Origin of the sequence: Pseudomonas sp. MWU13-2517 (assembly GCF_023242545.1) — a bacterium.
Lineage (GTDB): Bacteria > Pseudomonadota > Gammaproteobacteria > Pseudomonadales > Pseudomonadaceae > Aquipseudomonas.
This window is the reverse complement of the sequence record NZ_JALMFA010000002.1, coordinates 408,042-432,091: the sequence shown is the minus strand read 5'-3', so window position 1 is coordinate 432,091 and position 24,050 is coordinate 408,042. Positions and strand designations below refer to the sequence as shown.

General features: G+C 61.5%; 23 protein-coding genes. 10 read left to right on the top strand and 13 right to left on the bottom strand.

Annotated elements, in window-relative coordinates:
* Window positions 1-30: 30 nt before the first annotated feature.
* Both M5B97_RS04610 and M5B97_RS04605 read right to left on the bottom strand, forming a co-directional pair.
* The gene (locus M5B97_RS04610) at window positions 31-1,440 is read right to left on the bottom strand and encodes a PLP-dependent aminotransferase family protein (RefSeq protein ID WP_134659953.1); all 1,410 of its coding nucleotides are present in this window, start codon (window positions 1,438-1,440) and stop codon (window positions 31-33) included.
* A 203-nt stretch (window positions 1,441-1,643) separates the two neighbouring features.
* Complete coding sequence (locus M5B97_RS04605; RefSeq protein WP_123716815.1) at window positions 1,644-2,405, bottom strand: SDR family oxidoreductase; 762 nt, start codon at window positions 2,403-2,405, stop codon at window positions 1,644-1,646.
* A 227-nt stretch (window positions 2,406-2,632) separates the two neighbouring features.
* Here M5B97_RS04605 and M5B97_RS04600 point away from each other — a divergent pair, with 227 nt between their 5' ends.
* Complete coding sequence (locus M5B97_RS04600) at window positions 2,633-3,637, top strand: NADP-dependent oxidoreductase (protein ID WP_248730861.1); 1,005 nt, start codon at window positions 2,633-2,635, stop codon at window positions 3,635-3,637.
* A 102-nt stretch (window positions 3,638-3,739) separates the two neighbouring features.
* On the opposite strand, the gene pyrF is transcribed toward M5B97_RS04600, so the two are convergent.
* Window positions 3,740-4,438 carry an orotidine-5'-phosphate decarboxylase gene (pyrF, locus tag M5B97_RS04595; protein ID WP_017734306.1) on the bottom strand — a complete coding sequence of 233 codons (699 nt, stop codon included), beginning with the start codon at window positions 4,436-4,438 and terminating at the stop codon, window positions 3,740-3,742.
* Between the two features lie 248 nt (window positions 4,439-4,686).
* Between pyrF and M5B97_RS04590 the strand changes: the two genes are divergently transcribed.
* Entirely contained in the window at window positions 4,687-5,463 is a 777-nt protein-coding gene (locus M5B97_RS04590; RefSeq protein WP_123716813.1) for a response regulator, read from the top strand.
* Entirely contained in the window at window positions 5,463-6,497 is a 1,035-nt protein-coding gene (locus M5B97_RS04585) for an ATP-binding protein (RefSeq protein WP_123716812.1), read from the top strand. The genes M5B97_RS04590 and M5B97_RS04585 overlap by 1 nt, the downstream gene beginning before the upstream one ends.
* Here the strand turns inward: M5B97_RS04585 and M5B97_RS04580 are convergent.
* The 9 genes from M5B97_RS04580 to M5B97_RS04540 all read right to left on the bottom strand — a co-directional run bounded on the left by M5B97_RS04580 (window position 6,494) and on the right by M5B97_RS04540 (window position 14,339).
* Entirely contained in the window at window positions 6,494-7,555 is a 1,062-nt protein-coding gene (locus M5B97_RS04580) for an AI-2E family transporter (RefSeq protein ID WP_248730860.1), read from the bottom strand. The genes M5B97_RS04585 and M5B97_RS04580 overlap by 4 nt on opposite strands.
* Before the next feature lie 72 nt (window positions 7,556-7,627).
* Entirely contained in the window at window positions 7,628-8,446 is an 819-nt protein-coding gene (locus tag M5B97_RS04575) for a DUF4892 domain-containing protein (RefSeq protein ID WP_248730859.1), read from the bottom strand.
* Window positions 8,447-8,548: 102 nt separating this feature from the next.
* The gene (locus M5B97_RS04570) at window positions 8,549-9,403 is read right to left on the bottom strand and encodes an alpha/beta fold hydrolase (protein ID WP_134659947.1); all 855 of its coding nucleotides are present in this window, start codon (window positions 9,401-9,403) and stop codon (window positions 8,549-8,551) included.
* Window positions 9,400-10,203, bottom strand: coding sequence for an alpha/beta hydrolase (locus tag M5B97_RS04565; protein ID WP_248730858.1), 804 nt, complete (start codon window positions 10,201-10,203; stop codon window positions 9,400-9,402). Before M5B97_RS04565 ends, M5B97_RS04570 begins: the two co-directional genes overlap by 4 nt.
* A 97-nt stretch (window positions 10,204-10,300) precedes the next feature.
* Window positions 10,301-10,744 (bottom strand): hotdog fold thioesterase, encoded by a 444-nt coding sequence (locus M5B97_RS04560; protein WP_134659943.1) that lies wholly within the window; start codon window positions 10,742-10,744, stop codon window positions 10,301-10,303.
* 30 nt (window positions 10,745-10,774) lie between these two features.
* On the bottom strand, window positions 10,775-12,421 hold the full coding sequence (locus M5B97_RS04555) for an AMP-binding protein (protein WP_248730857.1): 1,647 nt from the start codon (window positions 12,419-12,421) through the stop codon (window positions 10,775-10,777).
* An 88-nt stretch (window positions 12,422-12,509) separates the two neighbouring features.
* Window positions 12,510-12,959, bottom strand: coding sequence for a phosphohistidine phosphatase SixA (sixA, locus tag M5B97_RS04550; protein ID WP_248730856.1), 450 nt, complete (start codon window positions 12,957-12,959; stop codon window positions 12,510-12,512).
* Window positions 12,956-13,303 carry a DUF4389 domain-containing protein gene (locus M5B97_RS04545; RefSeq protein ID WP_248730855.1) on the bottom strand — a complete coding sequence of 116 codons (348 nt, stop codon included), beginning with the start codon at window positions 13,301-13,303 and terminating at the stop codon, window positions 12,956-12,958. Before M5B97_RS04545 ends, sixA begins: the two co-directional genes overlap by 4 nt.
* A gap of 10 nt (window positions 13,304-13,313) precedes the next feature.
* On the bottom strand, window positions 13,314-14,339 hold the full coding sequence (locus tag M5B97_RS04540) for an NAD(P)H-dependent glycerol-3-phosphate dehydrogenase (RefSeq protein WP_123716803.1): 1,026 nt from the start codon (window positions 14,337-14,339) through the stop codon (window positions 13,314-13,316).
* Between the two features lie 195 nt (window positions 14,340-14,534).
* Here M5B97_RS04540 and M5B97_RS04535 point away from each other — a divergent pair, with 195 nt between their 5' ends.
* The 7 genes from M5B97_RS04535 (at window position 14,535) to M5B97_RS04505 (ending at window position 23,085) form a co-directional block, all read left to right on the top strand.
* Entirely contained in the window at window positions 14,535-16,655 is a 2,121-nt protein-coding gene (locus M5B97_RS04535; RefSeq protein ID WP_349292526.1) for a TonB-dependent receptor, read from the top strand.
* A 1-nt stretch (window position 16,656) separates the two neighbouring features.
* Window positions 16,657-17,589, top strand: a complete 933-nt coding sequence (locus M5B97_RS04530; RefSeq protein ID WP_134659935.1) for an ABC transporter substrate binding protein — start codon at window positions 16,657-16,659, stop codon at window positions 17,587-17,589.
* On the top strand, window positions 17,586-19,487 hold the full coding sequence (locus M5B97_RS04525) for an ATP-binding protein (RefSeq protein WP_134659932.1): 1,902 nt from the start codon (window positions 17,586-17,588) through the stop codon (window positions 19,485-19,487). Before M5B97_RS04530 ends, M5B97_RS04525 begins: the two co-directional genes overlap by 4 nt.
* Window positions 19,488-19,736: 249 nt before the next feature.
* The gene (fabA, locus tag M5B97_RS04520; protein ID WP_003210552.1) at window positions 19,737-20,252 is read left to right on the top strand and encodes a 3-hydroxyacyl-[acyl-carrier-protein] dehydratase FabA; all 516 of its coding nucleotides are present in this window, start codon (window positions 19,737-19,739) and stop codon (window positions 20,250-20,252) included.
* A gap of 11 nt (window positions 20,253-20,263) precedes the next feature.
* Complete coding sequence (gene fabB, locus M5B97_RS04515; RefSeq protein ID WP_016979549.1) at window positions 20,264-21,484, top strand: beta-ketoacyl-ACP synthase I; 1,221 nt, start codon at window positions 20,264-20,266, stop codon at window positions 21,482-21,484.
* A gap of 253 nt (window positions 21,485-21,737) precedes the next feature.
* The gene (locus tag M5B97_RS04510; protein ID WP_248730854.1) at window positions 21,738-22,154 is read left to right on the top strand and encodes an OsmC family protein; all 417 of its coding nucleotides are present in this window, start codon (window positions 21,738-21,740) and stop codon (window positions 22,152-22,154) included.
* Between the two features lie 64 nt (window positions 22,155-22,218).
* On the top strand, window positions 22,219-23,085 hold the full coding sequence (locus M5B97_RS04505; RefSeq protein WP_123716798.1) for a pirin family protein: 867 nt from the start codon (window positions 22,219-22,221) through the stop codon (window positions 23,083-23,085).
* A gap of 234 nt (window positions 23,086-23,319) precedes the next feature.
* Here the strand turns inward: M5B97_RS04505 and M5B97_RS04500 are convergent, their stop codons facing one another.
* Window positions 23,320-24,048 carry a dienelactone hydrolase family protein gene (locus tag M5B97_RS04500; protein ID WP_248730853.1) on the bottom strand — a complete coding sequence of 243 codons (729 nt, stop codon included), beginning with the start codon at window positions 24,046-24,048 and terminating at the stop codon, window positions 23,320-23,322.
* Window positions 24,049-24,050: the final 2 nt, after the last annotated feature.

The following is a 24,050-nucleotide window of genomic DNA, read 5'->3' as shown; positions in this document are numbered from 1 at the left end:
AGATGCTGGCGTCGGAATAATGGCAAAAAGCTACACGCTCGTCGTTTTCAGAATGGTCGAGGTCGATCTGGCACCCACGGCACGGAACAACGCCAGCGCCCGCTGATCTGCAGCATAGGCCACATTGATGCGCAGCCAGTCACTGTGCTCACCGCCCGGGTTGAACAACGCTCCCGGAGACAGGAGCACACCGAGGCGTCGCGCGCAGGCCTGCAGATGGGAATGATCCGTCGCGCCTGGCCGTGCCCACAGGAACATACCGCCGGAGGGCACGGCAAACACCTGCCATTCTTCGTCTTCCAATACCTGCAAGGTTGAGGCCATCTGCGTGTTCAGGCGCTTGCGCAGGCGTTGCACCCACTTACGATACGTACCGTTGGCCAGCAGCGTGGCAACCACTGTTTCAGCAAACCGCGACGTGCCGATGCCGGTCAGCGTCTTGAGGCTGGCTAATTGTGCAATAACCGTAGCGCTGGCACTGAGATAGCCCACTCGCAGGGCACTGCTCAGGGTCTTGGAAAAACTTGAAACGTAGATCACCCGGTCATCATGGGGCAGCGCCGCAAGCCGTGTGCAACTGGCGTGCTGCAGGTCGCCATAGATGTCTTCCTCGATGATCAGGAAATCGCCGCTGCACGCCAATTGCAGCAAGCGCTCGGCAACCTCACGGCACAGGCTGGTACCGGTAGGATTGTGATACAGGCTGTTGATGAACAGGCACTTGGGCCGATGGTTACGCAGCAGCGCTTCCAGCACCGGGATATCCGGGCCGCCGTGGGTGCGTGGCACTTCCAGCAGCGTAACGCCATGGAACGCCAACTGACGATAAAGGTTGCCATAACCCGGCGTCTCGACCACCACCGTATCACCCGCCTTCAACAAGGTGCGTATGAGCAGGTCCTGGGCATGGCTGGCACCATCGGTGGTGAGAATACGGTCAAGGCTGCTGGCGACCTGGATCCGGGTCAGGCGCTTGAGCAGTTGCTCACGCAGCGCCGGCAGCCCCAGGGGCGGGGTGTGATTGAACAGGCCATGGGTGTCGATACGGCTGACTTCACGTACCGCATAAGTGATGTCATCGCTTTCGCGCCAGGTGTCCGGTAGCCAGCCACACCCCAGTTTCAACTCACCCAGCGGTCCGTCGGTAAAGGCGCCCCAGCCTAGCTCCGCACCTTCATACCAATGGTTTTCATGCAAGACCGCAGGCGGGGCCACCACGAATCCCGAGCCCTGCTTCGAGACCAACAGCCCCTGGGCCACCAGCCGATCGAATGCCTCGACCACGCTGGACTGGCTCAGCAGATTATCGAGGGCCAACTGCCGGATAGACGGTAATCGAGTGCCGGGCGTTACTCCACTTCTGCGAATCCATTCCGTCACCGCGCTGACGATTTGCTGCACCACCGGTACAAGGGCTTGTCGATCGATCCCTAAATCCATGCGCCACTCACTTCAACTGTCTGTTATTCAACCCAAAACAGTTAAGCACAGAAGCCCTCTTTGCCTTGCCATGCATTCTTATTAAAGTATTGATTTTATTGACTTATTTACCTTATGACACACATTCAGCCAAGGCCATTTGCCAGCCCTGGAAAAACCTCACACCCCATCAAACCTTTTCGAGTACCGGCTCGCATGGATTCCTAGATTGCGGTTGCACCACCGTCCACCGCCAATGCCTGGCCCGTGGTGAAGGCAGCACCGTCGCTGCATAGGTACAACACCGCGCTGGCGATTTCCTCGACCTTGCCAATGCGCCCGACCGGGTGCATGGCGGCAGCGAACTCTGCCTTACGCGGGTCCGCTTCGTAGGCACGGCGGAACATGTCGGTATCGATCACCGCCGGGCACACGGCGTTGACGCGGATTTTCTTTTTCGCATACTCGATCGCGGCCGACTTGGTCAGGCCGATGACCGCATGCTTGGACGCGGCATAGATGCTCATCTTAGGGGCCGCCCCCAACCCCGCGACCGATGCAGTGTTGACGATCGCCCCGCCGCCCTGCGCCAGCAACAACGGCAATTGATACTTCATGCACAGCCAGACGCCCTTGACGTTGACCCCCATGATGGCGTCGAACTCGTCCAGACTGCCGTCCGCCAGCTTGCCCTTCTCGATCTCGATCCCGGCGTTGTTGAAGGCATAATCCAGGCGGCCATAGGCGGCGACGGTCTCTGCCATCAATTGCTGCACATCGGTTTCCAGGGTGACGTTGCAACGCACGAACAGCGCCTCGCCACCGGCCTGACGGATCAACGCGACGGTGCCCTCACCGCCGTCCACGTCGAGGTCCGCAACCACGACTTTCAAGCCTTCGGCGGCGAACGCCAGTGCGGTGGCGCGGCCAATACCGGCGGCGGCGCCGGTCACCAGGGCGACTTGGCCGGAAAACGTCATGCTCATGAGGATGTCCTTTGGGAGAAATAGCGGTGGCTCGAGTCTAGCCAACGCCCTGTGCGACGCGTCAGCACTATCAGAAGGCCGGTTGGCGCTGCATGAATGACAGTGATACTTGACCCAGGCTGACTATCAGCCATGCCTATCGCCGTGCATTCGCGCCACTCGGACAACCTTGCTCACTGGCCATTGAGGGTCTATCACTCAAGGTTCATTTCTAAAGAGTGCTTGTCATGACTGCCCAGACCAACCGCCAATTCCTGCTCGCCAAACGTCCGGTCGGTGCCGCCACGCGAGACACCTTCACCTACCAGGAAGTGCCAGTAGGCACGCCTGAAGACGGGCAAGTGTTGGTGCGCAATGAGTACCTGTCCCTGGACCCGGCGATGCGTGGCTGGATGAACGAAGGCAAGTCCTACATTCCGCCCGTCGGTATCGGCGAAGTAATGCGGGCGCTGGGCGTAGGCAAGGTGACTGCTTCGAACAACCCGAAATTCGCGGTGGGGGACTACGTGAATGGTGCCCTGGGGGTGCAGGATTATTTCCTTGGCGAACCGCGTGGCTTCTACAAAGTCGATCCGACACTCGCCCCTCTGCCCCGCTACCTCTCGGCCCTCGGCATGACCGGCATGACCGCCTACTTCGCCTTGCTGGACACCGGCGCGCCCAAGGCCGGCGAAACGGTGGTGATCTCCGGCGCGGCCGGTGCGGTTGGCAGCATTGCCGGGCAGATTGCCAAGCTCAAAGGCTGTCGCGTGGTAGGCATTGCCGGCGGTGCCGACAAGTGCAAATTCCTGGTGGATGAACTGAGCTTCGACGCAGCAATCGACTACAAAAACGAAGACGTGCCCGCCGCGCTCAAGCGCGAGTGCCCCAAAGGGGTGGATGTGTATTTCGATAACGTTGGCGGCGACATTCTCGACGCCGTGCTCAGCCGCCTGGCATTGAAGGCCCGCGTGGTGATCTGCGGTGCGATCAGCCAGTACAACAACAAGGAAGCGGTGAAAGGCCCGGCCAATTACCTGTCATTGCTGGTCAACCGCGCGCGCATGGAGGGTTTTGTGGTGATGGATCACGCGGCCAACTTTGCCGCCGCCGGACAAGAAATGGGCGGTTGGATGGCGCAGGGCAAGCTCAAGAGCAAGGAAGATATCGTGGAGGGGCTGGAGACGTTCCCGGAGACGCTGATGAAGCTGTTCAACGGTGAGAACTTTGGGAAGTTGGTACTGAAGGTGTAGGAGCCAGCTTGCTCGCGAAAAACGCAAAGGCACTGCGTTCATCAGAAGGCCCGCGTTATCGTCAGCGGCCTTCGCGAGCAAGCTTGCTCCTGCAGGGGTCTATCAGGCGATCTCGGCAACCACCGCCGCCAACGCCTTGGCCGGATCAGCCGCCTGGCTGATCGGACGACCGATCACCAAGTAGTCGGAACCCGCATCCAGAGCCTGACGTGGGGTCAGGATACGGCGCTGGTCGTCCTGGGCACTGCCCGCCGGGCGAATCCCTGGAGTGACCAGTTGCAGCGATGGGTGCGCGGTCTTCAGGGCCTGGGCTTCCAGCGCCGAACAGACCAGACCGTCCAGGCCAGCCTTCTGCGCCAAGGCGGCCAGACGCAGAACCTGCTCCTGAGGCTCGATATCCAGGCCGATACCGGCTAGGTCTTCGCGCTCCATGCTGGTCAGCACGGTCACACCGATCAACAGTGGCTTGGGGCCGCTGCGCTGTTCCAGCACTTCACGGCAGGCCGTCATCATGCGCAGGCCGCCGGAGCAGTGCACATTGACCATCCACACGCCCATTTCCGCAGCGGCCTTGACCGCCATCGCGGTCGTGTTGGGGATGTCGTGGAATTTCAGGTCGAGGAACACTTCGAACCCTTTGTCACGCAGTGTGCCGACAATTTCCGCGGCGCAACTGGTGAACAGCTCCTTGCCGACCTTGACCCGGCAAAGCTTCGGGTCCAACTGGTCAGCCAGCTTCAGTGCGGCGTCACGGGTGGGGTAATCCAGGGCGACGATGATAGGAGTCTGGCAGACGGACATTGGAATGGGCTCTCAGGCAAGTCGAAATCGGCGCGGATTGTAGCGCAAGCGGCGCCTTTGCGGGATCCGATGATCGGTAAATACTGATCAGCCGTCCATTTCCCGGCATTCGGCGTGATTATGTCGAACCCGATACATTCCCGACATGCCCCCTACACGCCCCACGACTAGCCTCGCCCACATGACCGCCCGTCCAGCACTTCCAGCCATGGAGCTGGGCGCCTATGCTGACAGCACTAACCAGGCAGATGATCGCACCCATGCATACCCCTACCGTCTCTGTAAATGAAGAGCAAAAAGGCGCGGTGATCGCCGAAGACAAGCGCTGGAGCACCCGTGCGCTGATCGTCGATGATGACGTGCCGATTCGTGAACTGCTGATCGATTACCTGGCGCGCTTCAATATTCTCGCCATCGGCGTGACCGACGGCAGTGCCATGCGCCAGGCCATGCAGGCCGAAACCTTTGACGTGGTCGTGCTCGACCTGATGCTGCCGGGTGAAGACGGCCTGTCGCTGTGTCGCTGGCTGCGCGCCGAATCGGATATCCCGATCCTGATGCTCACTGCTCGCTGCGAGCCTACCGACCGCATCATCGGCCTGGAACTGGGCGCCGACGACTATATGTCCAAACCGTTCGAGCCGCGGGAACTGGTGGCGCGCATCCAGACCATCCTGCGTCGTGTACGGGATGACCGCACCGAGCAACGCGCCAACATCCGCTTTGACAATTGGCGACTGAACAGCGTGTTGCGGCAACTGGTGGCCGACGATGGCTTGGTGGTGCCACTGTCCAACGCCGAGTTCCGGCTGCTGTGGGTATTTATCGAACGCCCGCGCCGTGTGCTCAGCCGCGAACAATTGCTGGACGCCGCCCGCGGACGTTCCATCGAAGCCTTTGACCGCAGCATCGACCTGCTGGTCTCGCGCCTGCGGCAAAAACTCGGGGATGACCCGAAAGCCCCGCAACTGATCAAAACCGTACGGGGCGAAGGTTATCTCTTCGACGCTCGGGATATCGGTTGATGCGCGCCACCTTCAATACGTTGTTCGGCAGGCTGTTCGGTGTATTGCTGGTGGCTATTGTACTGGCGCATGTGCTGGCCTTCTTCTGGTTTCACCACTACGGCCCGCCGCCACCGCCGCCCCAGGAAACCTTCGTCGAACAGCCGGACGGCACGATGAAGCCTCTGCCCAAACACCATCGCCCCTGGTTCGGTGGCCCGGTGGTGCCGCTGACGTTCCAGTTCATCTCGCTGATCATTGCCGCCTGGTACGGTGCCAAGCTGCTGAGCCGGCCGATCCAGCGCCTGAGCGCGGCGGCCGAACGCTTGAGCGTCGACCTCGACAGCCCGCCTCTCAACGAGTCCGGGCCACGCGAGGCACGCCAGGCCGCATCGACCTTCAACATGATGCAAAAACGCATCCGCGAGCAGGTCAGTCAACGCGCGCGCATGCTCGCTGCGGTCTCCCATGACCTGCGCACCCCGTTGTCACGCCTCAAACTGCGCCTGGAACAGATCGAAGACACCAAACTGCAAGGTCAGATGCGCCAGGACCTGGACGACATGATCGGCATGCTCGACGCCACCCTGAGCTACCTGCACGAACAACGTACCAGCGAAACCCGGCATTGGCTCGACGTCCAGGCACTGGTCGAATCCCTCAGCGAAAACGCCCAGGATCAAGGCTCCGACGTGCAGTTCGCCGGCACCTGTGCGCCCTTGCAGGTACAGCCAATGGCCCTGCGTTCATGCCTCAACAACCTGATCGACAACGCCCTGCGCTATGCCGGCACCGCACGCGTGGAGTTGGCGGACAGCCGCGAGGCCCTGGTGATCCGTGTGATCGACCACGGCCCCGGGATTGCAGCCGATAAGCGCGAGGCGGTATTCGAACCGTTCTTTCGCCTGGAGGGCTCACGCAACCGCAACTCCGGCGGGGTCGGCCTGGGTATGACGATTGCCAGGGAAGCGGTGGAACGTCTCGGCGGCCACCTCAGCCTGGAAGACACGCCAGGCGGTGGCTTGACCGCCGTGATGTGGTTGCCGAGGGTTTAAAGCCGGTTATCTTCACGGCGCCCCTGAGCCTGGGTCGCGCTCCAATCCGTCAGCAGGCTGTAGGCCACCGCCAATAAGGTCGGGCCGATAAACAAACCGATGAAACCAAACGCAATCAAGCCGCCGAAAACACCCAGCAGCACGATCACCAGCGGCAGGTTGCCACCCCGGCTGATCAGGTACGGCTTGAGTACGTTGTCTACGCCGCTGATGATGAACGTGCCCCACACACCGAGGAACACCGCGTAGGTGTAATCGCCCTTCCAGGCCAGCCAGGCCGTAGCCGGAATCCACACCAACGGCGGCCCCATGGGAATCAGGCTGAGCAGGAACGTGACGATGCCCAGCACCAGTGCTCCAGGCACGCCGGCGATCAGGAAACCGATCAGTGCCAGCAGGGCCTGGGCCGCCGCGGTACCGATCACGCCGTTGACCACCCGTTGCACGGTGCCCGCCACCAGTTCGATGTAGTAGCCGGCCCGCTCGCCGATCAAACGTTCCAACAGACGATGCACGAACACCGCCAACCGTGGCCCATCACGGTAAAAGAAGAACACGAACACCAGGCTCAGGGTCAGCTCAAGGATGCCGCCGCCGATCTGCGCGCTGCGCGCCAGCAGCCAGTTGCCGACCTGGCCCAGGTAAGGCTTGATGCTGACCATCAGCGCCGCACCCTGCTGGTCGATACTGTCCCACGTCGTCACCAGGCGCTCGCCGACAAAGGGGATCGAACTCAGCCAAGTCGGCGCAGCCGGCAGGCCATCGACCTGGATATCCTTGATCAGGCCCACGGCATCACGCACATGATCGGCCAGATTGAAACCCAACCATACCAGCGGCACCGCCACCAGCAGCATCCAGCCCAAGGTCAGGATGCCCGCGGCCAGGGATTCCCGCCCTCCCAGCCAGCGGGTGAGCAAACGCATCAGCGGCCAACTGGCAAACGCCAGCACCGCGCCCCAGAACAGCGCCGACCAGAATGGCGCCATCACCCAGAAGCTGGCACCAAACAGCACCAGCAGCAGGATTTGCACCAGCAGGCGATCATTATTGGGCATTGGGTATCTCGAAAATAAGGCTGTAGGAAGAGAGCTTAGGCGAACGGCGCGGGTCCGTTCGCCTGGTTACGGTCAGCGTATCAGATGCAGGTGCAAACCCTTGGCGTCACCGCTGCCGGTTTCCATGCGCGCGGCGCGCACACCGCTGTCGATCAGGCCCTGACGCCAGGCTTCGGCCGTGGGCCCGGTCAGACTGACACGCAACGTGGCGTCCAGGTTCAAGCCACGGGAGATCAAGGTCATCCAGGCGGGATCGGGATCCCCGCCCAAGGCCGGGAAATCCAACTCGCCGGTGCTTTTCAGTTCGCGAAGCAAGGTCGCCGACGTGGGCAGCAAGTCACCCAGGGGAGCGTTGGCATCCAACTGTTCCACATGCAGGTAGGCACGGCGGTTGCCACGGGTGATGCCGTAAAGCGCCACCAGGGAATTGTCCTGCGGCGCGGCCAGACGCAACAACAGGTATTCCTGCTGGCCATCGGCACCGACCAGCTTGGCGTTGCCGAATACTTCATTGGCCCACAGGCTGCTTTCGCCGCAATCACGGGCCTGGCACCAGAACAACAGCTGCGCGCCTTTGGCCTGCAACGCTTCGCGGGTCGCGGTAAACGCGGCGCTGGACGTGTGCTCGGCGGGCAACTCATAGGTAATCGCAGTGGCTTGGCCGCGCGCTGTGGCTTGGCCCTCGTAGCGCAACTGGCCGCTGATCTTGCGGATTGCCCCCATGGGGTAGATGCGCTCCTTGGCTTCAGCGGGGCGGTAATCGACGATCTGCGCGTCGACCTGGCGGGACACTGCTGGCAGATCCTGACTGCCCGGCACATCGGCGGCGAACACCAAAGGGCTGAAACAGCACAGCCCGAGGGCACGTATACAGCCTTCACGCAGGCTCATCGGATGATTGAGCCCTGGCCATTGGAGGTTGCAGCAGTTTCAAGATGGTTCATGGTTGACTCCCTTTCAATCCGCCCAGCCTCGGCAGTTGACCCCGCCAAGTCAAGGCGTGGAGAAGAACCGATTGAAACAGTCTGCAACAAGAACAGCGCCGGGCTCGTCATTCAGGTGTAAATGATGGCCGCCGGGCAGCGTGGTCACTGTGAAGGGTAGCTGAGAAAGCAATTCGGAATGTTTCGCCAACATGCCATCCGCCGCGACCACCAGCTGTGTAGGACACGCCACACGCCGCACAAAAGCCATCGCCTGTTCATCGGTCAGGCGAATCGGTGAGGCCAGGGTCAGTCGACTGTCGGTGCGCCAGGTGTAACCGTCCGGCACGGGCATCAAACCGCGCTGGGCCAGCAGTTCGGCGGCTTCGCGACTGACCGCGACCACACCTTTCATCCGCGCTTCCACCGCTCGATCAAGGGTGCTGTAGACCGGCTTGCGCTTGTCCTGCAGGTTCAATTGCGCCTGCAAGGCCATGCCCAATCGCTCGGCGGCGCTCTCACCGGCGGCGGTCGGCGGGATCACACCGTCGATCAATCCAAGGTGAGTCACCCGCTCCGGCAAAGCGCCCGCCAACACCAGCGAGACGATCGCGCCGAGGGAATGGCCAAGTAATGCAAAACGTTTCCAACCCAGTTGTTCGGCGACTTGCAGCACATCGAAGACGTAATCCCACAAGGCATAACCGGCCCCCGCAGGACGATGCGCCGAATGCCCATGCCCCGCCATATCCAGCGCGACCATGCGTACGCCCTGCAGTTTCGGCGCCAGCCGCGCAAAGCTGTTGGCGTTGTCCAGCCAGCCATGCAGGGCGATCACCGGCAGGCCGTCTTCGGGCCCGGAAAGGTGCGCCGCCAACTCGATGTGCGGCAAGCTGAGGCGCACTTCTTCGACCGGCGTACTCATGCGCAGCTGCGCTCGCGAGCTTCCCAGCGGGAGAACAGGTTCTTGATCAAGGTCGCGGTGTCCTGCGGACGTTCAAGGGGAAACATATGCCCGCCGGGCATCGTGAGCATTTCGCCCATAGGCAGGCGGCCTACGCCGCTGGCATGGTGCCGCATCACTACCCGGCTCTGGCGCCCACGTACCACCGCCAGCGGCACTTTCAACTGCCGCACCTGGCCCGGGCTGGTGTGCGGTACGCCACGATAAATACTGATTTCGGTGGCAGGGTCGAAGCGCAGGCGCAGGCGATCGCCTACCTGTTGCAGGCCATGTTGCAGATAAGCATCAAAACATTCGGGGTCGAACCCGCGAAACAGGGTTTTGCCGGCGAAGTAGCTCCGCGCGGCCTCCAGGTCGGCGAACTCTTCACGCCGGCCCAGGGTGCGCCCGGCCGGGGTCAGGCGGTCGATAAAACCAAAGCGTTTGGCGGCGCGGATCACCCAGCGGTCGGCACGGGTCAGCACCGGCGAATCCAGCATCACCACACCGCGATATAACTGCGGACAACGCATGGCCGCGTGCAGATGCAACACGCCACCGAGGGAGTGCCCGACGCCCCACACCGGCTCCGACTGCAGCTCCAGATGGTGGATCAACTCATCCACCAGGTTGCGCCAATTATCATCCACCGGAAACCGCGGGTCGTGACCGTGCTGCGGCAAATGAGCCACCTCGTATTCCGGGGCCAGCGCGGCAAACAACTTGCCGTAGGTGGCCGAAGGGAAGCCATTGGCGTGGGCAAAAAATACGTGTTGCGACATACCGGACTCATCTACAGAAACAGAGGTGGATTGTCACCAGCCCCACGCCGTACAGCAATGACTGTAACTGCCAGGAATGATGACACTCACGCCATGCCTATCGCACGGGCGGGTTCTCGCCCAGCGGCACCACAGCCATGGTCAGGCGCGAGACGCAGTTGGTCTTGCCGTCATCGGCAGTCAGGCGGATGTCCCATACCTGAGTGGTACGGCCGATATGGATCGCCCGCGCCACCGCCGTCACGCGCCCGCTGCGCACGCCACGCAAGTGGTTGGCATTGATCTCCAGGCCCACGCAATAGAATTTGCTCGGATCGATGCACAGGTACGCCGCCATGGAACCGATACTCTCCGCCAGCACCACCGATGCGCCGCCGTGCAGCAGACCATAAGGCTGATGAGTCCGGTGATCGACCACCATGCTGGCAGTGAGTGACTCGTCGTCGAAACTTTCGAAACGAATATCCAGCAATTCACCGATGGTGTTTTTCTGAATGGCGTTGAGTTGCTCGATATTGGGTTGGGTGCGCCACAAGCTCATGGGGGTATCCTTATTGATTTTATTACGCCCCTAATCCTGCCACAGAATGGACTCACTGCGCTCGCTCCAGGCATGCAGTTGAGCGCCATAGGTCGATTCGATCACATTGCGTTTTATCTTCAGGGTCGGGGTCAGAAAACCGTTTTCTACCGCCCAACTGTCTTTGACCACCACCAGCTGGCGCAGACGCTCATGCTTATCCAGCGCCTGGTTGACCTGTTCCAGCCAGCACTCCAGATCTCCCCTCAGTGCCTGCCGGTCCTCGCCCGCCGCCAGCACGCATAAACCTATCGGCGCGCTCAGCCCTTCGCCGACCACGCACACCTGCTCGATGCGCGCATGTTCGGCCAGGCGGTTTTCAATCGGCGCCGGGGCCACGTACTTGCCCTTGCTGGTCTTGAAGATTTCCTTGAGCCGCCCGGTCAGGCGCAGGCGGCCGGCCGCATCCTGTAACCCCTTGTCACCCGTGCGCAGGAACCCGTCATCGGTGAGGGTCTCAGCGGTTTTCTGCGGGTCCTTGAAGTAGCCGAGCATGGTCGCGCCGCTGCGCACCTGCACTTCGCCCAACGGGTCGATGCGCACTTCCACCCCCGGGCATGGCAGGCCGATCCAGCCAAGCGTCTGTTGCCCGGGGCGGCACACATGGGAATAGCCACAGCTTTCAGTCATGCCATACACCTCCAGCACATCCAGCCCCAGACGCTGATACCAGCGCAGCAGGGCCTCAGGCACCGGCGCTGCGCCGGATAACGCAATACGCAGCGCGTCCAGGCCCAACCCCGCGAGCACCTTGCGGCCCACATGCCGACCAATAAACGGCAGGCGCAACAGCCTGTCCAGGCGCTTTTGCGAGACCTTTGCGTACACGCCCATCTGCAGTTTGGTCCAGATCCGTGGGACCCCGAACAACGCCGTCGGCCGCGCCCGGCGCAGGTCAGTCAGAAAGGTATCGAGGCTTTCAGCGAAAAACACCGTTTGCCCGGTATAGATCGACGCCAGCTCGACGAACATCCGCTCTGCCACATGGCACAACGGCAGGTACGACAGCAGCCGGTCGCCCTCCCCCAGGCCAAACAACTCGGTGCCTCGGGTGGCGGCAAAGCCCAGGGCGCCGAATGTTTGCATCACGCCCTTGGGCAACCCAGTGGTGCCGGAGGTGTAGACGATAGTGGCCAGGCTGGAGGCTTCGGCCTCGGGGTTATCCTGAATGGGTGAGCAGGCCTGCAGGTCGGCCCAAGTGAAATCGAAGTCGCCGGCCGGGCCCAGCGGCAGACGGATGGTCGACAACCCGGCCGGGATGCCGGGCGCCATGGCCGGCCAGTCATCCAACTTGCCGATCAGCGCCAGCGCCGCCTCGGAATGGGTCAGCACATGGGCAACGGAGTCGGCGGTGAGGTTGGGGTATAACGGGACCGAGACATGCCCGGCCATCCAGATCGCCAGGTCGGCGATGATCCAGTGCGCACAGTTTTTCGAGATCAGCGCGATATGCGAGCCCGGGGGCAGTTGCCGAGCACGCAGCCACTGCGCGGCGCAACGGGCCTGATGGCCGACGTCGCCCCAGGTGAGGGTCTGCACCTCGCCCCCACCGATGGGCTGCACAAGAAAGGGTTTGCGCGGATGCCGCGCTTCACGTTCGAAGAAGACCTGCAACGGCAAACGAAAAGCGACGGGCATGGGACGCGCTCCTTTATGTGATCCGATGATAGCCAACCAAGCACTTGCTTGGTTGGCTATATAGCACACACAGCAGCGATCACTTTTCCTACGGGTTCTTCACGCTGACCAGGCTCATCAGCCCCGCCAGCGGAAAATCACCCTCCAGCTCCGCCAGGCTGGCGGTGTGCATCGGTTGCGGTTGGCGCTGATGGCCATGCTGCAAAAAGCTGATCAGGCAACCCACCAAAGGCTGGTGACTGACCAGCAGCACGTTGTCCTCGGTGTCGAGTTTTTCCAACACCTGCAGCGGGTTGCCTTCGGGTGTCAGCCACGGCACCGTGCGGATATCGGGCGTGAAACCCAACGCGTCGCGAACCAGCAGCGCTGTCTGCTGCGCCCGCACATAAGGGCTGGCGATGATCGCGCCGAGGGGCTGGCCGATCAGGTGCGCAGCGCTGCGCAACACTTCGGCGCGACCATGCTCGGTGAGGTTGCGCTCGGCGTCGGTGCGCGCAAACCCTTCGGCCTCACCGTGCCGCAAGATCCACAGTTTCACAGTTTGGGCTCTTCATCACGCACCGGATGCGGCGCCGGCGGCACGCTGTGGGCGGCCTCGCCTTCCGGAGCGCGCGGCGTCGGCCAATCAGCGAATGGCCAGGGCTTCTGCTCGGTATGGAAGCTGCCGAAACGGCCGATCTGCGCCAGGAACTGACTGAGGCTGTCACCGAAGTTCATCAGGCCCAGGTTCGGCGCGCTGTAGACCAGGCGATAGATCAGTTGCACCAGCACCAGCGCGCCGAGCAGGAATTGCGCCACCTGCCACACCAGGGCAAACACCAGCATCCACACAATACGCAGGACGATGGACTCGTACTTGGGCACTTCTTTCGGATCGTTCATGACGCGTTCCTCAGTTGAAACCACTGGTGGAAATAAAGTCGACATCGGTTTTCGGCTCAGCCCGCATCAGCAGCTCGATCACCTGGTTCAAGGTGCGCCCTTCAAACAGGATCGCATGCAGCCCCGCGACCAGCGGCATGTACACGCCGACTTCCTGGGCCTTGGCCTTCAGCACTTTGAGCGTGTTGACGCCCTCGGCCACTTCGCCCAGGCGCGTAACGGCATCCTCCAGGCTCAGGCCCTGGCCCAAGGCAAAACCGACCTGATAGTTACGGCTTTTGGGCGACGAGCAGGTGACGATCAAGTCCCCTACGCCGGCCAGGCCCAGGAACGTCATCGGGTTGGCGCCCTGGTTCACCGCGAAGCGGGTCATCTCGGCCAGTGCACGGGTAATCAGCATGCTTTTGGTGTTCTCGCCCATGCCCAAAGCGACCGCCATGCCTGCGATAATCGCGTAGACGTTTTTAAGCGCACCGCCCAGCTCGACGCCAAAGCGATCGCCACTGGCATAAACGCGGAACGTACGGCCATGCAGCACGGCCTGCACGCGCTCGCACAACGCTTCGTCTTCACTGGCGACCACGGTGGCGGTCAGCGCATGCTCGGCGACTTCCCGCGCCAGGTTCGGCCCGGACAGCACGCCGATGCGCGCCTGGGGAGCGATCTCTTCGAGGATTTCGCTCATCAGCTTGAAGGTGTGCGCCTCGATACCCTTGGTCAAGCTGACCAGCAGCTTGCCCGCCAAGCGTTCGGCATGGGGTGCCAGTACCGAGCGCAAGGCGCTCGAGGGCAGCGCGACGAAGCACAGGTCGCAGGCGGTGAGGGTTTCCAGCAGGTCCGTGACCGGCTCCACCGCCGGATGAATCTTGATGCCTTTAAGGTAACGGGGGTTTTCCCGATGCACGCGAATAGCTTCGGCCTGCTCGGGATCGCGCATCCACTGGCGCACCGCATGGCCGTTTTCAGCCAGCAGGTTAGCCACGGCGGTACCAAAACTTCCGCCTCCCAGGACCGCAATAGGGCGCTGTTCAGTCATATGCAATCCGTTAATCCATACCAGTGGCGATAGCGGCATTATACGGAGCGACCCGCTTGCGGCCAGCCCCCGCGTCAATTCACATGCTTGTCGGAAAATGCCACATGTACGTGAAGTAATTGCGAGTTCGACGACTGGCAAATGGCCCCACCTCAGTTAACATGGGCGGCTATTCGTCATTATCAAGGCCGTGCCGTGTATCTGGGCCCTCCTCCTCGCTCATCCCTGTTGTTGATGCTGTTGTGCAGCGCCCCTGCGCTGGCCGACGATCTATTCCTGGACAGCCAGCCGCTGCCGCAGGTATTGACCGCCACGCGCCTTAAACAATCAGCCGCCGCCGTACCCGGCAGCATGACGGTGATCGACAGCGAGCTGATCAAGGCCAGCGGTGCACGGGACCTCGCCGAATTGCTGCGTCTGGTACCCGGGATGATGGTCGGCTATACCACCGGCAACCAGGCGGCGGTGAACTACCACGGCACCAGCGCCCGTGATGCACGGCGCATGCAGGTGTTGATCGACGGGCGTTCGGTGTACCGCGCCGGCCTTGCCACCGTGGACTGGAGCGATATCCCGGTAGCGATGGAAGACATCGAGCGTATCGAGGTGTTCCGCGGCCCCAACACCGTCAGCTATGGTGCCAATGCGCTGATGGCCGTGGTCAACATCCTCACGCGCTCACCGGCCAACAGCCACGGTTCACGGGTGAAAGTCATCCGAGGCGCACGCGGGATCGACGATTTCTACGCCAGCCAGGGCGTCGGATGGGAGACCGGCGACCTGCGCCTGTCGTTGTCCGGGCAACAGGATAATGGATTTGACAGCGATGCCGCCGGTGCCGATCGCCGTGACAGCCGCCGCCTCAGCCGCTTCAGCCTGGCCGTGAGCCAGACCCTGAACGCCCAGCAAAGCATCGACTGGCAATTGAATGCCAAGGAAGGGACCAACCAGCGTCCCTATACCTACGCCCCGGTATTCGCCGGGATTACTGAAGGCGGTACCAATTCCGACGTCACAGCCAAGGACTACGCCACCTCATTGCGCTGGAACTTCGATTTCAATCCCGAACACAGCCTGTACATCCAGGGATCCGCCCAGCAGTGGGACCGCCAGCAGATCTGGAAGGCCTGCGATGCCAAGGTGTCGTTCAGCCCTGAGCTGACCCAGCTATGGCAGCTCAACCCCGACTATGCCGAACTCTTGGCGCGGCACATGGACACTTTCAGCCAGGGCACTGCGCCACCTGGCAGCGCTGCCGAACAAGCCTTGGGCAATCAGGTGCTGGACCAGTGGCGCAATGGCGCCAACCAGAGCGTGTGCGGGGATATCGACCAGAGCACCCGGGAAAGCCGCTATGACCTGGAGATTCAGGACACCTTGAGCCTGTCCGACACCCTGCGCCTGGTCAGCGGCATCAACTATCGCTACGACCGTGCCGACTCCGACACCTATTTCAACGGCACCCTGGACGACACCACCTGGCGCCTGTTCGGTCATCTGGAGTGGCGCGCCAGCGAACACTGGCTGCTGCAAGGTGGAGCAATGTATGAAGACACTCACTTGAGCGGCAACTCGCTGACGCCCCGGGTGGCGGTCAACTACCTGATCAACCCGCGCCACGGCCTGCGAGCGGTGTACTCCGAAGCGATCCGCTCGCCGGACATGTTCGAGAACAACGTCAACTGGAGCTACCGCGTCACCAACCTGAGCGCCCCGGCCTATGGGCAGAATTCCGGGCAATATTTTGTGGTGACGCGCGGCCCGGGCAACCTCGATAAAGAGTTGATGCGCTCGCGAGAGCTGGGCTACAACGGCTTCTTTGCCGACCTCGGGCTGAATGTCGACGTGAAACTGTTCTACGACGAAATCACTGACATGATCAGCTCACCGCTGCGCAATAACCAGTACATTGCCAGCAACGCCAACAGCTCGCGGTTCACCGGTGCCGAGTCACAGTTCGATTGGCGCATGAGCAACGCCGACCGCCTGCGGCTCACCTATGCTTACGTCGACGCCAGCGCCAGCAACCCCTCCGACGAGGCACAAACCGCACGTAACAGCGGCTCGGCCGGCTGGCTGCGTGAATGGGGCCACGGCTGGTCCAGCGCGCTGTTCTACTATGGCGACGACGCACTCAACCGATATCGCTTTGAACGGGTCGACCTGCGTGTGGCCAAGCGCATTGCCCTGGGCAAAGCCAACGTGGAGCTGGCTGGCATGCTGCAACAACGCCTCGATAACCAGCCCACCACCTGGGCCGATAACAACTACGACAGTCGCCATGTCCTCTACTTCAGCGCGGAGCTGGAGTTCTGACATGGCCGACCAGTCACGGATGACCCTCTTCTTCTCACGGCTGAGGCGACGCGGCCTGGGCCTGCTGCTGGCGTGCCTGCTGCTGACAACGCCGGCCTGGAGCGCCGACATCCTGCTGACCGCCGCCGAAGACAGTGCCGGGGTTCAAGCGTTCGCCCAGGCTCTGGCGCGGCAACGCCCTGAAGACAACGTGACCTTCACCCCGCTCAAAGACATGCCGGCGCCGAACCTGCTGCCCGCCGCAACTCGCTTGATCCTGCTTGACCTGCCTGGCCTCGACTGGCGCCTCAAGGACACCCAGGGCCCTTCCACCCTGGTACTGCGTATCAGCCGCCTGCAAGCCCGGCAGCGCCTGGGCACCACTCACCCGGCCAAAATTAGCCTGTTGTGGAGCGACCCACCCCTGGAGCGCCAGTTGAATCTGATCGCCCATATTTTGCCCCAGGCACGACGTATCGGCGTGCTCTACGGCATCGACAGCGAATTCCTGCTCCGCGAATTGGCCCAGTACGCAGCGCCCATGGGCCTGGAGATCGTGCCGCAGCTCTGGGACAACATTAATGACAGCCGGCCACTGCAGAACCTGTTCAAGAACAGCGATGTACTGCTGGGTCTCGACGACCCGCAACTGTACAACCCGAAAACCGTGAAAAACCTGTTGCTCAGCAGCTATGCCCAGCAACTGCCGCTGGTGGGGCCCAACGCCGGCTTCGTCAAGGCCGGCAGCCTGGCCAGCACCTACAGCGACCAGAGCGACTGGCTGGATGTACTTGACCGATTGCTGGACCACTCACCGGCCAACTGGCCGCGTTCGCTGTATCCGGAACACTTCAAAGTCGTGGGCAACCCGCAAGTCGCGCGCTCACTGGGCATCGAACAGGTTGACGAAGCCGACGTCGCCGCCCGATTGGCCGAAGGAGAAAAACGCCCATGACCTTGCGTCGTCGCTGGGATATCCATACCCGCACCCAGCTCATCACCTTGGGCCCGGCATTGCTGCTGACCTTGCTGTTGATCAGTTTCTTTACCTTCGTGCGTATCCAGGACCTGCGTCAGGAACTGGACCATACCGGCCAACTGATCGCCAACCAGCTCGCGCCGGCGACCGAGTACGGGGTGATTTCCGGCAACAACGACGTGCTCGACAGCCTGCTGCGCGCCACCTTGGCCACGCCCCATGTGCGTTTCCTGGAGATTCAGGACAGTGCCGAAAACATCCTGGTATACGTTGAGCAGCCGACGGAAAAACACGACCGCTCGCTGTCGGTGAAGGTGTTCCAGGCGCCGATCCGCCTGCAGCATATCCAGCTGGGCACTGACTTTTTCCAGGACAACCTCAACGAACCCAAGGCGCCACGGGCGGATTACCTTGGCCGGGTGATCGTCGGCATGTCCAACGATGCCTTCAGCCAGCGTCAGCAGGAGATCCTGTTCAAGGCCGGCATCCTCGCCCTCTTCGCCCTGCTGTTTACCTTCCTGCTTGCGCGACGCCTGGCCGCCAGTCTGTCGCAGCCGATCAGTGCCATGGGCCACGCGGTCAAAGCCATCCAGCAAGGTGAATACAAGACCCCCCTGCCGATTGTCGATGATTCCGAGCTGGGCGACCTGTCACGCCATATCAACAACCTCGCCGAAGGCCTCAACCAGGCCAGCCGCGAACAACAGCAGGCCATGGCGCAGTTGATCCAGACCCGCGAAGAGGCCGAGCGTGCGAACAACGCCAAATCGGACTTCCTGGCGATGATGAGCCACGAATTGCGCACCCCCATGAACGGTGTGCTGGGCATGCTGCAACTGCTGGAAACCACCGAAATGACCGAGGAGCAGACCGAGTATGCGGCGCTGGCCTCCGAGTCCACCGAGCACCTGCTCAAGGTGATCAACGACATCCTCGACTTCTCGCGCATTGAACGCGCCGCGCTGGAGCTGGAACATATCCCGTTCAACCTGGCAGACCTGATCAGCAGTTGCGCACAGGCCTTCCAGCACAGCGCCCAGCAGCGCGGCCTGGCATTGGAGCTGCCGATCCCTGCGGGCATGGACTCGCTGCGGGTGCAGGGTGACCCGACGCGCATCCGGCAAATCCTGGTGAACCTGATCGGCAACGCGCTGAAATTCACCGAACACGGCACCGTGACCGTCGAACCCCATTGGCAGACCCTTGATCATGAATTGGTGTGGTTCACCTGCACCGTGCGCGACAGCGGCATCGGGATCTCACCCGAGCGTCTGGAAATGATGTTCGACGCGTTCCAGCAAGCCGACAGTTCCATTTCAAGGCGTTACGGCGGCACCGGCCTTGGCTTGCCTATCGCCCGTACGCTGGCCGAACGGATGGGTGGCACCTTGCGCGCCCAGAGTGAGGAAGGCCGAGGCTCGGTGTTTACCCTGGAAATTCCATTGGCCATCGATCAGAAAAGCCTGCCGGCGATCACCCCTGACGCCAACGGCAAAGCCAGCGCCGGGGACGGACAACATGTGTTGCTGGTGGAGGACAACCCCGTCAACCGCACCGTGGTCGAAGCCATGCTGCGCAGCCTGGGTTTTGAAGTCAGCCTGGCCACCGACGGCGCCGAGGCGATCCGCAGTGCCGAGAGCCTGATCTTCACCGCGATCCTGATGGACTGCCGCTTGCCGCTGATCGACGGCTACGAGGCGACCCGACAGATTCGCCAGTTGCCCGGCTGCGCCGACCTGCCAATCATCGCCCTGACGGCCAACGCCTTGCAGGGCGACAGGGAGGCCTGCCTGGCTGCCGGAATGAACGATTACCTCTCCAAGCCATTCAAACGCACGGATTTGCAGCAAATCCTGCAGCGCTGGGTGCAATAGCGCCGCGCCATCAGCCAACTGCGACTGGCGTGAAACACGAAAGTGCGGCAGTCTTAGGCACCCAAACGGGCTGATAAACAGGCTCGGTTTAAAATTTCAGTGAACAAGTGTACATTGAGTGCCTTGACGCTGTGACTTTCACTACAACGCAATAGTCTATGTGTAGGCTGCCGCTATGAGGCATGAACGCTTCATTCGGTTCGGGAAGATTTACCCTGCCCTGCCGCATGGGATTATTGAGGAGCTCGCATGACCAAACAAAACGCCTTTACTCGGGAAGACCTGCTGCGCTGCAGTCGCGGTGAGCTGTTCGGCCCAGGTAACGCGCAACTGCCCGCCCCGAACATGCTGATGGTGGATCGCATCACCCATATCAGCGAAGAGGGCGGCAAGTACGGCAAAGGTGAATTGGTCGCCGAGCTGGATATCACCCCGGACCTGTGGTTCTTCGCCTGTCACTTCGAAGGTGACCCGGTCATGCCGGGCTGCCTGGGCCTCGATGCCATGTGGCAACTGGTCGGCTTCTACCTGGGCTGGCAAGGCTTGCCAGGCCGCGGTCGCGCCCTGGGTTCGGGTGAAGTGAAGTTCTTTGGCCAGGTCCTGCCGACCGCCAAGAAAGTCACCTACAACATTCAAATCAAGCGCGTCCTCAAGGGCAAGCTGAACCTGGCCATCGCCGACGGTTCGGTGACTGTCGACGGACGCGAGATCTATACTGCCGAAGGCCTTCGGGTCGGCGTATTCACTTCCACTGACAACTTTTAAGGGTTATCCGCATGCGCCGCGTCGTTATCACTGGTCTGGGCATTGTTTCTTGCCTGGGCAATGACAAAGAGACCGTCACCGCTAACCTGCGTGCAAGTCGCCCTGGCATCCGCTTCAACCCGGAATACGCCGAAATGGGTCTGCGTAGCCAGGTTTCCGGCTCCATCGACCTGCCTCTCGAAGAACTGATCGATCGCAAGATCTATCGCTTCGTCGGCCACGCTGCCGCCTACGCCTACCTGGCCATGAAAGACGCGATCGCCGACTCGGGCCTCAGCGAAGACCAGGTTTCGAACGTACGCACCGGCCTGATCGCCGGCTCCGGCGGCGCATCGACCCTGAACCAGATGGAAGCGCTGGATATCCTGCGCGAAAAAGGCGTGAAGCGCGTTGGCCCGTACCGTGTCACACGGACCATGGGCAGCACCGTTTCCGCCTGCCTGGCCACGCCATTCCAGATCAAGGGCGTGAACTACTCGATCTCGTCCGCCTGCGCCACCAGTGCTCACTGCATCGGTACTGCCGTTGAGCAGATCCAGCTGGGCAAGCAGGACATCGTGTTCGCCGGCGGCGGTGAAGAAGAACATTGGAGCCAGTCGTTCCTGTTCGACGCCATGGGCGCGCTGTCCACCCAGTACAACGAAACCCCGGAAAAAGCCTCCCGCGCCTACGACGCCAAGCGTGACGGTTTCGTCATCGCCGGCGGTGGCGGCATGGTGGTGGTCGAGGAGCTGGAACACGCTCTGGCCCGTGGCGCGAAGATCTACGCGGAAATCGTCGGTTACGGCGCCACTTCCGACGGCTACGACATGGTTGCCCCAAGCGGTGAAGGCGCCATCCGTTGCATGCAGATGGCCATGTCCACCGTAGACACCCCAATCGACTACCTGAACACCCACGGCACTTCGACTCCGGTCGGCGACGCCAAGGAAATGGAAGGCGTGCGCGCGGTATTCGGCGACAAGGCCCCGGCCATCAGCTCTACCAAGAGCCTGTCCGGTCACTCCCTGGGCGCCGCCGGCGTTCACGAAGCGATTTACTGCCTGCTGATGATGGAAGGCAACTTCATGGCCGGCTCGGCCAACATCGACGAGATCGACCCAGTCGTCGCCGATATGCCGATCCTGACCAAGACCGTTGAAAACGCCAAGATCGACACCGTGATGAGCAACAGCTTCGGTTTCGGTGGCACCAATGCCACCCTGGTACTGAAACGCTGGCAGGGTCAGTAAGCCCCGCACATTGATCACATGAAAAGCCCCGACTGATCGGGGCTGATGATGGTCACCCCCACACCCTGCGAAGGCTACGCTTTCGCAGGGTGTTTTTTATGGGGGACTAAAAACTCTGGCGGGCAAGCTCCCTTCCTCGTAAAACGCCCTACCGGCACGACGTCAGGCCCGACTGGAAAAAACGCGGAACACTCAAGTGCTCGTATGCTCTATAACTGCATGTCCTTCATCCTGCGACCCTGTGAGGTTTGCCATGCCCGTTATCGTAAACACACTGAATACCGACAACTTCCGTCATAGCCTCAACATCGATAACCACGAGTTATTTACCGACCTGCCCAAAAGCCTGGGCGGCGACAATTCGGCGCCCTCCCCCCACGATTATTTCGACGCAGCCTTGGCATCGTGCAAAGCCCTGACACTCAAGCTTTACGCGCAGAAAAAAGGCATCCCACTCACCGGCGTCACCGTGGAAGTCACCCACGACGCCAGTGAAGAGCAAAAGGGCAAATATCAGCTCAACGTCAAACTCACCCTCAAGGGCGTACTCACCGACGAGCAACGCAATGAACTGCACCGCGTGGCCGATCACTGCCCGGTGCACAAGTTGATGACCACCGCCGAGATCAACATTGACACCCAGTTGTCGGAAGGCGCCTTCAGCCAATAGCGCCAACCTCCCATCGAGCGGGTTATGCTCAGCACCATCCAACCCGCTCAGACTGGGATGCACCATGACCCCCCTCACCGTGATCCACCCTCGCTCCGAAGATGTCGAAGGCCAACCCATCCTGCGCCCACTGCCATCGAGGGAATGCCGCAGCGTCGGGCCTTTTGTGTTTTTCGACCATATGTTGCTCACGCACTATGCGCCGGGCAGCGGCATGAACATCCGCCAACACCCGCACATCGGGCTGTCGACCCTCACCTACCTGTTTGAAGGCGCGTTGCAGCACAAGGACAGCCTGGGGTCCGATCAAGTGGTACAGGCCGGGGATGTCAGCTGGATGACCGCCGGCAGCGCGATTGCCCACGTCGAGCGTACGCCCGAGGCGCTCAAGGCCAGCGGATTCAGCCTGCATGGTCTGCAAGTGTGGTTGGCCTCGCCCAAGGACCACGAGACCGGACCGGGGCATTACAGCCATCACCCGGCGGCAAGCCTGCCATTGAGCGACAACCTGGGTGTACAGATCCGCCTGATCGCCGGCAGTGGTTTCTGCCTCAACTCGCCGGTGCCCGTCTTGTCGCCAACCTTGTATGCCGAAGTGAGGATGCAGACAGCCACCACCTTGCTGATCCCGGATGAACACGAGGAGCGCGCGGTGTATGTACTGGAAGGTGATGCGAAACTCGACGACGAATCGCTGCAAGTACACAGCCTGACGGTGTTGCCGAGCGGCCAGGAGATGACGTTGTCTGCCGAGTCCGAATGCCACCTGGTGGTGTTTGGCGGCGCGCCGCTGGATGGGCCGCGGCGGATCAATTGGAATTTTGTGGCGAGCGATCCGTTGAGGATCGAACAGGCTCGACAGCGCTGGGCGGCCGGGGATTGGCCGACAGTGCCAGGGGAGTCCGAGAGAATTGAATTGCCTGTGAGGTAGGCATCGGGGCGCTTATACAAATGACGGCCCTGATACGCTGCTTGCCGTTGCGTTTTTGATCGTGCTTTCGATCTTGGACGCCCCGTTAAACCACGCTGGCCGAACGCAGGCTTGAATCCGTGGATAACCCGGCAGGACGCCGGGTTAGCCGCCGTTACCGCAGCAATGGATATGTACGCGCCCCGCAGTTGTGTGTGTACCCACACCCCGACAAGGTCGGACAGCCCTGCAGATTTACCGCTGGAACACTTCGTCCAGCAGGTTATGCATCGACAGGAAAGCCCGGGCAGCGGTCTTCGCGTCGTACATCATCTTGCCCGGCACATTGGCGTGGGGGTCGGTGAACGAATGCACCGCGCCGCCGTAGCTCAACAGCTGCCAATCCACCCCGGCCGCGTTCATTTCATCTTCGAACGCGGGTAGCTGCTCTTTCGGCACCAACGGGTCAGATGCACCGTGCAACACCAATACCGAGCCCTTGATGTTCTTCGCATCCGCTGGGTTCGGCGTATCGAGGGTGCCGTGGAACGACACGGCCGCCTTCAAAGGCGCACCAGTGCGTGCCAGCTCCAGGGAGCAGCAACCACCGAAGCAGAAACCGAAAGTCGCCAGTTTCGACGTATCCACCGCGGCTTCGGTCTGCGCTTTCAGTTGCTCAAGGGCCGCCTGCATGCGCTTGTTCAGCAGCGGGCGATCATTCTTCAATGGCATCATCGCCGCGCCGGCTTCGTCGCCGTTCGACGGACGCACGGCTTGCCCGTACAAGTCAGCGATCAAGACCACGTAGCCTTTGCCGGCAACGGCTTTAGCGATCTCTTCAGCACCCGCACTCACCCCCATCCAGTTCGGCGCCATCAACAGGCCTGGCAACGGCCCCTTATGGCTGGCATCGAATGCCAGGCGGCTTTCATAAGACTGGCCATCAATCTGATAGACCACGGAACGCACAGTGACTTGGCTCATCA